The sequence below is a fragment of the Psychrobacter muriicola 2pS genome, from assembly GCF_904846535.1.
GTDB classification, from domain to species: domain Bacteria; phylum Pseudomonadota; class Gammaproteobacteria; order Pseudomonadales; family Moraxellaceae; genus Psychrobacter; species Psychrobacter aquimaris.
In genome coordinates this window covers 181,931-195,005 of sequence record NZ_CAJHBC010000005.1, presented here as the reverse complement: position 1 = coordinate 195,005, position 13,075 = coordinate 181,931, and the positions used below count along the sequence as shown (strand labels likewise).

The following is a 13,075-nucleotide window of genomic DNA, read 5'->3' as shown; positions in this document are numbered from 1 at the left end:
AACATTAGCCTACCTATAAAAAAAACGCCTTCATTAAAAGGCGTTTTTTATTGGATAAAACGATACGATTTAGAACTGCCAACTGTAAACCACATCCACTGCGCTTTCTGCCGCTGAGGTTGCCTCCACATAAATACGTCGAGTTAACTGATAACGAATAGACAAGCTATTTTGAGCATTAAACACCCCTACTCCGTAGCGTATATATAAGTCAGGTGTTACATAACCAGTCACATTGACGTTGGTGTCTTCACTACTGCCTGAAGCATCGACCGTTAAACTCTGAAAGCCAAAAATCTGACCAATTTGATTGGTTAAGTTACGCGTGCCACTCAGTCCAAAGTTTAATCCAGCAGCGGCTAGGTTGTTGGTGACCTGCGATTTAAATCCTTGCTCACTAATTTGGGTCGCGCCCTTATTATCAATTCGACCTGTCACCAAAGCATTCATCGCTTGCTGTTGGGTCAAGCCTGCATTATTGAAGACAATGATGTTGGGGCTTTCTGTATCACCTTTGACGCGCACGCCTACAGTTTTGCCATTGATCGTTTTAACCGCCTCAATACTGAGGTTAGGTTTCATCACATCACCATTGAAGCGCACTTGTCCGTAGTTAAGCTCTAAGTTCTGTCCAAAAGCGTTAATGTTGGTACGACGTGATACTTGTACTACACCCTTCGCACGCATGATACCCGTGCCAGTTTGACTGATATTAATCGCACCTGCTAAAGGAATGACCGCACCAAAACCACGGAAGTTGATATCGTCACCCAAGTCGACACCGATATCCGCATTGATTGACCAAGGTTTCGATATTGCCAATACTTCATCGATATTGCCAATGAGACGACGATCAAGAACCACCGCATCCTCGGTTTGGGTAATAATATCTTCGCTGGCTTCTGGCGGGCGAATCGTCGCTGACGGTACGCTGACCGCCCCCTTAATATCGACATAACGGTCGCCTGGACGCACGATGATATCAATATCAGGATTAATTTCTGCCACTAATAATGGTGGCTGAGTAATCACCAAACGCTCACCGATGACGCTAAGCTTGGCTTGGAGTTTTTGCTGCCAATTAACCGTACCAGTCACAGTCCCTTTGCCAGTACCACTGCTAAATGTTCCGTCAATAGTCGCTTGAGTGCCGCGAATTTTGGCCTCAGTGTTTACCTTGGTTAAATTAACGGGCAAATCAAGCATCGCAATACGACCATTAACAAGTTTTACGTCGCCATAGAATTGCGGTTTATCTAACGTACCACCCAAGCCTCCCGCCATCGTGACATTACCTTCTAGCACTCGCATGCCTGGGAAGAAAGGCTTAAATATCGCAAGATTGAGCTCATTCAGTACCAAAGCGCCCGAAATCGGCTTAGGCGTCTTATAAGGATCAACGACCACTTCAGCATAGCCACGTGCACCGCCACCAGTATTGATATCAGTACGTAGTTTGATACCCTCAGGGACAGACAAAGCAATCAGTGAGACCCGTTTATAAGGCAGAGTGACAGGTAAACTATCACCATCTTGAATCAAACCGATTTTGCCGTTGTCCGAATACAGTGTTGTATTAATCGTCGGTGGACGACCACGTTGCCAGCCAACAATAGCCTTACCATTAATTTTGCCGTGCCAGTCGATATCTTTGGGTAAAAAGACGGAGAATAATGACGTATCTAGGTTTTGCAAGGCGATATTCACCTCACCCTTATCAGGTGACGCGATTAAGTTTTCGCGTAAGCACAGCTTGCCAGTTTGATCCGTGGCTTGCCAGCAGTGCGCTGCCAACTGTACTTTTAAATCATTATTATTGCCATTTTGATTGTTAGGTAAATTAACAATCAATTGCGCGGGCTGCAACTGATTTAAAGTCGCATATTTAGATTGCACACGACCCTTACCGATGACGCCAGACCAGCTCAGTTTATCCCGATTGAAGCCACCTTTAAGCCTTGCGCCAATCGTCAGCTGCTCATTGGCAACGTCAAGGTTGACCACATGCGCCTGCTCAGTACCATTAAAAGTTGCTTTAACGCTTTTAAAACTCTGTCCAGCTGCATCTAAGCCTTCAGCAGTGATAATAAGTTGACTTGGGCTGTTTGCCAAATTGACTAGCTTACCGCGCACGCGACCTTGGCGTAAAATAAAGCCTGGCAGCGCAATACGTTCACCAACCAAATCGATATAAATAGTTGGCAGCGCTTGTCCTGCTGGCTGCGATAAGGTCGCACCGCCAGTGACTTTGCCAGCCAATTTATCTGACAGCTGATCCAAACTAGTGATATTAATTTTGGTTTGTAATTGCTTAGCATTGCCATCAGCAGTGACGTAATTATCACCCCAACGTAGCACTAAATTGTCCGCATTTAAGCTGTCTATCAAAGCGTTTACTTGCTTATATTGCGCCTGTGCATCTTGCGTTTGAAGGCGCTTGAAATAGCTTGCCAAATCCTTTGGTAAACGCATCTTCGCCGCTAAGCTGCCTTTGGCACTAAGCGGTTGACCTTTTAGCATTCCTCTTAAGTCAACTTTTTTGATATTAATGATTTGCTGCGAGTCACTCCAGCGTCCATCCGTATCGATAGTGCCGGTGATGAGGCTTGGGGTATCTTTGAGAAAATAACCCATATTAAAACGATCCATCACTGCATCAATATCCCAAGCAATGCCCTGACGCACATCAACCGTCCCTTTGGCATCAATACTGCCTGCCGCGCCCACATGACGGAAACGCTTGATACGAATCAGCTGGTCATCGCCACTGGCATCAATGGTTAGCTTGCCCGCTGGCAGTTGCTCAGCATCTAGCACCCCATCGAAATTCACCGCAAAACGTTGCAGTTTGCCTGCGGTATTGGCATTGTTTTTAGGCGCTGCTTGCCACTCACCGCTGGTTTTCAAATCACCAGTAATAATCGCTGGATTATTGGGTAAAAAATAACCCAAATTAAACTTGTCGAAGCGACCACCTATGGTCCAACCGATATTTTTACGTAAATCGATGACACCCTTGGCATTCACTGCGCCCGCCTCACCGCTGTAATTTACTTTACGAATACTGATAAGCTTTGGCGTACCAGCCGCATCGATAGACAGACGTCCTTTTGGTACATCCGCCGTATCAATCTGACCATCAAAACGCGCATCAAACACAGACAGCTCACCACCAACGATATCGACGCTGGCATCACCGCTACCGGCTATGCCAATAGTACGTCCCTCTTGTGTGGCATCAAGCTGCGCCTGCAAATTGGTTTTGTTCAAGGTAATAATATGACGCTGACCACTAACGCCACCTTTGGTAATAGTCAATAAACGACCGCGAGCACTGACACTACCGGTTAAACGCTCAAGCGGCAAATCACTGCGATACTGTTTGGGTAATAATCCATTGGTACGCGCATCTATCTGCCATGTCAACGGACGCTTTTTATTTGCCAATTTAATCTGCCCAGTACCTGATAAGTCGCCCACTACTCCTTTATAGTTCAAGCGATTGATGTCGATGACATCCCCAGCTTTGCGCACGCGCACGTCATAGTTACCTTTAGGAGCGGCATTCAATTCATTAATAACCGCATTGGCATCCACTGATAACCGTGAACCACGAATGATGACATCCGCCTGTCCGCGCGGGCTATCAATATTACCGATATTAGGCACATCGCGGCGGATTAGGTTTTGCCATCTAGCATCGATATACCAAGGCGCTACCTGTGTCGACTTCACTGACGTTTTGCCCTGAGCAATATTGGCATTCACATGCTCGCCATCACGTTGACGCAAGTCCGCATCAATCTCTATATTACCAGCGCTATTTTTCTGCTGATAATGTAGCGACAATCGCCCATTCAACTTTTGCGGTGCGTATGCTTTAAAATCAGCATAGTCATCAGGAATAGCACGGCGAATATCAAAATTGCTACCTGTCGCTCGCACTTTTGCATCAAAACTGTCTTTCCAATCTAAAATACCTTGCAGAATCAAGTTTCCAGCTGGCACCTGAGCATCTAAGCGATCAATGCGCAACTGGCTGTTCGCAATGACTGCGCGACCTTGATAGTGACCGGATGGAATGTCTTTAGCCGTCAGCTCAGTATTGATACGCAGACGTATCTCAGAGATAACTCCTGTGGCGGTAGCAGTACCACTTTTTAAACGAATATTTTGGCTTTCAGCATAAGGAATCAAAATATCATCCCACTGCAATTTTGCCTGAAAAGGCGAATCCTGATCCAATCCTTGCACAATGAAATCACCACTTACATCGCTGTCATTGTAGCGACTACGAACTGTACCGACCGTACGTTTTAGCGTACCTGTTGCTGTGATATTCAATGGGTCAACGTAGGCTTTTTCTAGCGCAATGACTTCTGCAATCGCGCTTAAATCTAGCGGATAGTCGCCTTGTAGGTCAATTTCACCTTGTAAGGCACTGATTTTGACGATATCAGCATACTGTAAATCGCCGCGACCGACCGTCACCATGCTACCAACCCAAGTCAAATCACGGGCAACAATATCATGCACAACGATGGGCTCTTTGGTCACTTGTTTATAAGTAATCTTTTTTATTTTGGCGTGGTCAAAGCGTAAGTTCACTGGTAGCTGTAACGTTTTATAATCGAACGGCTCACCCGTTGGTGGCTTGTTATTGATAATCTCAATGTTTTGTATGTCTGCATCACGCAGATGCACTTCTTTGGCAAATATGGCACGCCAGCCTATCTTGACGTAGGCTTTGTCAACCAATACTTCAAGGTCTTCAGTCGCCTTGATATCAATATCAGTGACCCAGATACCATCACGTAAATTACCGCGACCATATTTAAAATCAATGCCCGTCTCAGCACTGACTTTCTCTAATATAAATTTCGTACCCGACTCTGTGCCTATTGCATAAAAAAACACAGCAAACATAATGGCCAGTACAATTAAAATAAGCACCAGTAATTTGAGTAAAAATGACAGCGGATACCAACGTCTGACGGCACGAGCGTCGCGCTGTGCTGGATCTTCATCTGGTGCGTTATTAGGCGGGGTATTTTTTGTCAGCATGACACTCAACTACGTTAAAGAATGGTCACCGGCAATCGGCACGATAAATAATGGTACCAAACCCAAAACAGACAATGAATTTTATCAAACTTGCTAAGTTTATTAGAGATCGCACTTACACAAGTTTTGCATGTTCATCTGCTGGTTGGAAATGGTATAAATACGACGGATGATGCTAATAGAGCATGTCAAGCATTCATTTATTTTACTAACTGAAACTATTTATGAATGGTCAATACGCCCTAAATGATATCACTACTGGATGACACGGCTATAAAGGCGAGCCAATAAAGAAATGCAGTCTAACGGGTATACTTTCTTCTGTCACACCAGCCGCTACATCAACTCGTACCACACCGACTGGCGATGCCCAGCGGATACCAACACCGACACCGACCTTTGTCTCAGTCTCGAAGTTTTTGTCGTAAGCATTACCCACGTCAGTGAAGAATGCCCCGCGGAATCCTGGTTTAAATTCATAGTTATACTCTGCACTACCAACCGCGAGCACTTGCCCACCAGTCAAATAGCCCTTGTCGAGCGGTGACAAGCTCTCATAGTCATAACCACGAATACTTTGATCACCACCCGCAAAGAAACGCAATTTATAAGGCACATCATAAAAATCATCTGCCCAGATGTAGCCCGTATTCAAACTGCCCAGTACTTGATGCTTTTGGTCATCACCAAAGCTATAAATACCGCTGACACCCGCGCGAATGATTGCCAAATTAGTGTCACTAAGGGCTTTATCAGCCCCTGCTTCAAGCGAGTAATATTGACGCATACCGCGAGTCGGATTGGTCGCACTGTCTACGTCAGTTTTGTTCATACCATAACCAAATAACAGCGCTTGCTGCTTAGGCTTAGAAGAAGTAAAGCGGATAGGCAGATCGTCCAACTCTGTCTCATCGACCCCAGTCTCCAGTTCATCCAAACGGTAGTTCACAGAATAGCTGCGATTCCAGCCGCTGTCACGGCGGATATTACGCGCCAATGCCGCTTTTAATGTGGTAGTAGATAGGTCGAAGTTACCTTCACCTTGGTCGATGACCTCTTCTTCATAGGTAAGGCGCGCATCTAACTTATCGTTAAGTGGGTGTTTCCAAGGTCTACTGGCATAAACAGCGACGTTCTTACTAATTCTGGAAACTTCGGTCTCCGCACCCGCTTGATAACCTTTACGATTCAGCAAGTTATAGTCTATTTTTGCTGTCGCTCGCACGCCCGTATCTGTACCATAACCAAGACCTACTTGGGCATCGCGTGGCTTATTTGAAGAGACAAAAACATATAATGGCACTCTTTTACTCTCTGCCACTTGTTGCGGTGTCTTACGACCAGCCAGCGTTGGCGGTACAAAGTTTTCATCAGCGATTAAGCTTTTTTCATCAGGGAATATTTTTTGAGCAATATTACTGATGCCATCGCTTATTTTACCCAAAATATTGTCCGCTTCTTGGTCTTTTTCATCCAATACACGATCATTTGGTAAGAGGGTCAAACGCTCTGCTTTTTGTTTGATGGCTTGTAGTTTATCAAGTGTTGCTTCATCAGCTTCAAACTCAATCGCGGCAATGTCGGCGGGATTGACTGTTTCACCACTGTTAGCAGTCGTATTGTTCTCACTCTTTGCGTTATTTTCATCACTGTCATCAACGCTATCATCTTTATTAACACGGCTGCTATTAGAAGCGACTGAACTTTCAGCGCCATTATTACCCATCAAGTCTGAAGCGCCATCACTATTAATATCACCGTCTAGCGTGCCACTATTATTGGTAGGTGTGTTATCAAAAGCCAAAGTACTGGCTTCACTGCGTTCATCTGGCGGCAATATTGACTCAACGTTGACCGTGTTAAAGTAACGAGTCGCTGATAAATCGTTGCTAAACTTGGTCACCGCTGGACGATAAAAAGGGTCACCGGGCTTAAAATCGAATAGCTGTTGTAATAGTGACAACTCAACAGGTAGCTTGTCAGGATCTTGGGTTAAGGTATTGGTTTCTTCATCGTATGTAAAAAACACAACGTCATCAAACTTATAACGATCACCAGTGTTATAGACCAGCGACACATCTGCTGTATTATCTGGCAAGATAATATCAACGGATTTGTTTAACCAATACTGATCAAAATAGCCATAAGTATTACTCAGCGACTCAAGGGCCGCCTTGCTATCTTTATAAACACGGTGATTGAAGATATCACCTACTTGTGGTGGTAAGTCTTTTTCAAGTGCTATGAATTCTGGCTGCTCACCGCCCTCGCCGCGAACCTCAACAATACGGCTGTCTACACGTACTGGCTCGCCCAGCTCTTCGATAATGACGTCGACCTTATCAGCATTGGGCTGGCGTAGGCGCAACGTAATATCATAGTAACCCACTGCTTGGGCGGCCTCTAATGCCGTTTGGCGTAGGCGCGGCAAGGCGGCTGTAAAATCGGCGACTGACTGAATCGTCGTATCATCAAGTGCGGCCTTGATGTTTTTCATGGGCTGAACATCATTATCCGCCTTGATGAGCTTAGGCTTACCACTGACGGCACCATCAGCGGCCGCTTGCCGCACATAAATTGTGGTATCTATACGCGGTAATGCCATAACGCCTGTATTGAATAAGCGATTATAAAGGCGTTTCACGATACTGCCTTTATTACGAGCCATTGGCTTTGGCTTACTAGCTTCCTCAATACTCTGATTTACGCCCTGAGAGTCCACTTGATAATCTGGCAAGTAGTCATCAGGGTTGAGGATATCTGATGTCGTACCGTCTTCATTGGTCTCATCACTGACATTGGCGACAATCTCATTATTGGAGGTGCTGGTTCCATCCACGCGTCCACTACTGGCAGAGTCGCTAACATTAATCGGACGTGACATAACTTCAGCCGTTTCTGCGCGTTCAGCAGCGCTCTCATTCCTACCTAATGTCTCAAGGTTGTTAGGCGTTGGTAGATTGGTCGCATCCAAATCCACATCTAAACCAATAGGCGTGGTTGTATCATCTAATGTAGCAATTGGCGCGTCAAAATCGCTATCGTTATTGCTGATATCATTACTGTTATTATTAACGTTACTGCTATTAACGTCAGTACTATTATTGAGGTCATCAATATCTTGGGCATTCTGCATGTCCATCGCAGCCAGCTCACGATCAATCTCCTCGGGCGTCATCATCTGATAACCCTGCTGCTGTATCGCTGCGGCTTGTTGCAACAAGTCATCGTTGGCACTATTGGAAAGATCGAGCTGAGCATTATTTGCGTCAGCCATATCATCCATGGCATTTGCCTGAGAATTAGCCAAGCCTTGAGACTGAGCAGCTGATTTTTTAGCGCTTTTACCTTGAGCATCAGGCTTCTTAATACCTAGGCTTTGTTCACTGTAGTCATCCAATACTGACTGATCGATAATACCCTGATCTACTGCCTTTTTTAGGCGCAATGCATCCAAAGCGATATCGAGCTGAGTATCATCATCTGACAGTGTGGTCGATTGCGTGTTCGTTGATTGCGTGTTTGATTGATCAACAGCTATTTGATTGCTAGTAGGTTGGTTAGGAGAATTGACACTATTTGTGGTATCAGCCAACGCAGCAGGTGCCATGCCAAAACCCACCAAGCTGGTCGCCAACGCAGTGAAAAGTGCTGAGCGCGTAAAATGAATACGCGGCGCATTGCCGTTAGTTGTTGCACGAAATATTTTTTGACTAAAGTGACTTTGCATGTGGGGACTCTGAAGATCGCGAGTTTTAATATCTTTTCGAACATTGACCATATTATGCTGCATCATTGATACATTCCGCGTGCGCGTTGAAGGCTGGTGTTTCATGTGTATTCCCTATCACCTCACGCGGCACAATATTATGAACGATAACAATCGTCTAGTCTTACCGGTGAATAAAATTATAGCAGTTGGCTGAATTATGATTTACTGTCTTGCTTTGAATAATGACCGTTTATAACGCAAACGTTGGTGTCAGGTTAGCACCGCATTAGCAACACGTTTTTATCAAAATATGGACAGACTTTAATAGTAGCAAGCCCTTGCCCTCATTCACACTTTACAACATAACCATGCAAAATTTACAAATCATAACTTAGATAATTATGAAATCATAGCGTCGACCGCATGTATTTTTATCAAAGCCTTGCTATTATACGGCTTAATATTGATAAAACCTATGCTATATTTCGATAAGTTTTTGATACTGTTAGCAATTAAATCGACAATTAATAATTATATCGACAATCACTTTCACTTTAAAAGCGGTATTCAGCGCTTTTCTTTGATCTAGCAACCGCGACCCATCTGTAGGAATTTTCATGGCCAATCAGTTTCAATTATTTAAGCACCGCCGTTTTAGCGCCATGTTTCTTACCCAGTTTTTGGGTGCGTTTAATGACAATATTTTTAAGCAAGCGCTCATACTGGTTTTGACTTACACCGCTGCGAGTCAATTGGGCATGGAAGTCAGTATTTTGAACAACTTGGCCGCGATGTTGTTTATTTTGCCTTATTTTTTGTTTTCAGCACTGGCGGGGCAAATCGCGGATAAATTCGAAAAATCAAAACTCACGCGATTGATTAAGTTGCTTGAATTCGTGATTATGGTGATTGCGGCAGTAGGATTTGTATTTGAGTGGTATGCGTTATTATTTGTCGCGTTGTTTCTCATGGGCACCCAATCTACTTTTTTCGGGCCTATTAAATATGCTTACTTACCACAAGCGATGAAAGAAGATGAGTTGGTTGGTGCTAATGGTCTGTTTCAAATGGGGACGTCGTTAGCTATCTTACTCGGTATGATTATCGCGGGTGTCTTAACCCAGATAGCGCAGCCGCTATATTGGATAAGTGTGACAGTATTAGTCATAGCTGTATTGGGTTATTTTGTCGCACGATTTATACCCCACATGCCAGCGATGCAGCCAAACTTAAAAATCAACTGGAACATTGTGACTACTAGTGTGGCGACGGTGCGTTACTTATATTCATTGCCTTTTTTATTCTTTGTCATCCTTGGTAATAGCTGGTTTTGGTTTTATGGCGCGACGTTCTTGACCCAAACGCCAGAATTCAGCAAGGTCATCTTACATGGTGATGAATCAGTGGTTATTTTCCTATTAACCTTGTTTTCTGTTGGTGTGTCGATTGGCTCGTTGTTATGCAAATCACTAACCAAGAACCAAGTCAGCTTACGTCTGTTGCCCTTTGGTATTGCTGGCTTAAGTATTTTTGCGATTGATTTGTATTTTTCACTGTCAGGTCTCAATATCAACATCAATAATGCGACGCTGTTCGGCATCAGTGAATTATTTGCGGTGAGCGGCAGCTGGCGAGTGTTTGCTGATTTATTCTTTTTGGGCTTCAGCGGCGGTTTATATATCGTACCCTTGTATGCCTCTATGCAAGCCTATGCGCCCAAGAGCCACCGTGCACGCATCGTTGGTGCCAACAATATCTTTAATGCGATATTTATGGTCACCTCAGCGATTTTCTCTATCGTTATCTTGAACGCTTTGGGATTCACTTTACCGCAGCTATTTTTGGTGACAGGACTAATAAATATTGTTTTTGGTGCCTTTTTATACAGTAAACTCAATAAACATATCAAAAATGCGGTCATCCAAACGCATGATGAAGTGGTTCCATAAGTAAGATTGGATAGAATATAGAGCTATTCTTAAAGCTACTTTTAAAGCTATTATTAGTGCTGTTATAGCAATCAGTGTGTTATCAAACTAATAATATTGGTGCTGATAATTTGGATTGTTTGCTATAGTAATGTCTATGAATTAATCACTACCATTATTTTAGAAGAACAGATAATTTTAATTTTTTGATCGTATTTAAGCCATCAGGAGTGAATTATGGCCCTGCGTCCCTTATCCAAAGTCGACCAATTGTTACTTGGGGTTGATAAGGCATTACGAGCTGTCGTACCACATTCAAACCCTAGCACTCGTCCACTACCAGTCAGCAGTGACGAGATTCCTGAACTTACTATCACTGAGGCGCGACATGTCGCAGGGTTGATGCGTATCAATCATACTGGTGAGGTATGCGCGCAAGGTCTGTATCATGGTCAAGCATTTGCGGCCAAAGACAATGGCGTCAAGCAAGCCATGCAGCAATCTGCCGAAGAAGAGGTCGATCATCTCGTCTGGTGTGAGACGCGATTAGACGAGCTTGGCAGTCATGCCAGTGTCTTTACGCCATTATGGTATGGCATGTCATTCGGTCTTGGTGCAGTCGCGGGTGCCATCTCTAATGAATTTAGCTTGGGGTTCGTCGCAGAGACGGAAGCCCAAGTCAGCGAGCATTTGCAAGATCATATCAAGCAGTTGCCAGAGCACGATAATCGCTCAAAAGAAATACTGGCGCAAATGGATATTGAAGAGTTGCATCATCGTGAGCTGGCATTAGCAAGTGGCGGCGCAGCGTTATCATCGCCTGTACGTCATACTATGCGCTGGATGGCCAATCGCATGAAAGCCACAGCCTATCACTTGTAATTGGCATTTTTAATGACAGGTTTTGTAATGGTGGGTGGTGAAGGTAATTACAGTGCGCTTTATTATTGATATTGCTCTCATTTACACCGCTATCGCGGGCATGACACATACGTTATCGCGTTACTATTAACAATCCTACTACTGATAGCGCTCAGTTTAATTTGCTAGGGTATTAAAAATTTGTATGATTTTGCCGCAAAGACATGAGCTAATAACCATTCAATTGCTAAATAACAACTAAATAAATTAAGGTAACAATTTTTATGAAAGCCACCAACCAATCGACTCTCTCTACCAGTTCGTCTACTAAGTCGCCTAAGCTGGCAACTCTGACAGCACTGGCCACAGCATGCGCCATGCTATTATCAGCCCCTGTCAATGCCGCAGAAACCAATGCGACAGAAAATAATGCTGCCACTGCCACATCAGTGCCTAGTGCTATGGATTCTAGCAAACGTGTCATTCGCCTTGCTCAACCGAATGCGGCTAGTACGGCACAAGCAGGTACTCCATCAACTTCACCGACTGCGGCGCTAACAGCCAATCCTCAACAAAGTAGCGCTCAATCAAGTGCGCCTCTACAAAATAACGCTCAACAGAATCGTGCGCCGATGAGTACGTTGCAACCACAAGATGTTATACCAGCACCAAAAATACCCGAATTCACTGGCACCACTCGAGTCTATGAGCCTGGTCCATTGACCACTACTGGCATCGACCTGCGTAGCGGCCAGCTTACCAATATCCCAACGCCACAAGTGCAATTGTCTGATGTGAGCTTTGTACCAACCGTGTTGATTCCTCAGCAAAACGGTAATAACAACGATCAGCTAGACGTGAGCTTGCTTGATGACTTCATCGAAGATGTCTCACCTAATGCCCGTCATTACCCACCAAACTTCCCTAACCGCTCACAGCGTCATTACACACGTGAAAAGATCAAAGTATTGACTGAATGGATACAGCCTTATGCTGAGTCACCAAATGCTTCTTATGACGTATTGATTCGTGCTGCTAAACTTAATGGCATGGGACGTAACTTAGATTTGGGTTCAGACTACACTATCCGTGGTGGGAAATATGTTGACCGTGCCATTAAGCTTAAACCTGATAGCGGCGAAGCCAACTTCTTATATGGCATGATGTTATCAGAGGGTGGCGGCTTCAAAGAAGGTCAAAAATACCTAGACCGCGCAGTATCTCTCGGCTACACCGAAGCAGAGCAAAGCTTGGCACAGTCAGACTTGTTAAGTGATCGCCGCGATAATGCGCTAGAGCGCTTACGTCGTCTTGAAGGAAAAAATCCGAACAATGACATCATTCGCCAGCAAATTAAACTTATCGAAGAGGGTAAATTCTACATTTGGGATATACCTGCGCCTGACATCAATGTTAAACCTGGTGCTTAGACCTCATTAAGTGAATTCATCAAATACCATGATTCCTCTATAATTTACATTTATTCGACTAAGCCCCTTTGTTTTATATC

General features: G+C 44.3%; 5 protein-coding genes. 3 read left to right on the top strand and 2 right to left on the bottom strand.

The window, feature by feature from the left end:
- Positions 1-69 precede the first annotated feature (69 nt).
- Positions 70-5,064, bottom strand: coding sequence for a translocation/assembly module TamB domain-containing protein (locus JMX93_RS09385; protein WP_499204531.1), 4,995 nt, complete (start codon positions 5,062-5,064; stop codon positions 70-72).
- A gap of 271 nt (positions 5,065-5,335) precedes the next feature.
- The gene (locus JMX93_RS09380; protein WP_499204530.1) at positions 5,336-8,899 is read right to left on the bottom strand and encodes an autotransporter assembly complex protein TamA; all 3,564 of its coding nucleotides are present in this window, start codon (positions 8,897-8,899) and stop codon (positions 5,336-5,338) included.
- Between the two features lie 494 nt (positions 8,900-9,393).
- Between JMX93_RS09380 and JMX93_RS09375 the strand changes: the two genes are divergently transcribed.
- The 3 genes from JMX93_RS09375 (at position 9,394) to JMX93_RS09365 (ending at position 12,995) form a co-directional block, all read left to right on the top strand.
- Positions 9,394-10,725, top strand: coding sequence for an MFS transporter (locus tag JMX93_RS09375; RefSeq protein WP_198332810.1), 1,332 nt, complete (start codon positions 9,394-9,396; stop codon positions 10,723-10,725).
- A gap of 222 nt (positions 10,726-10,947) precedes the next feature.
- On the top strand, positions 10,948-11,586 hold the full coding sequence (gene coq7 / locus JMX93_RS09370; protein ID WP_198332855.1) for a 2-polyprenyl-3-methyl-6-methoxy-1,4-benzoquinone monooxygenase: 639 nt from the start codon (positions 10,948-10,950) through the stop codon (positions 11,584-11,586).
- A 263-nt stretch (positions 11,587-11,849) separates the two neighbouring features.
- A complete protein-coding gene (locus tag JMX93_RS09365; RefSeq protein ID WP_496190402.1) occupies positions 11,850-12,995 on the top strand; it encodes a tetratricopeptide repeat protein in 1,146 nt (381 codons plus the stop codon).
- Positions 12,996-13,075 lie beyond the last annotated feature (80 nt).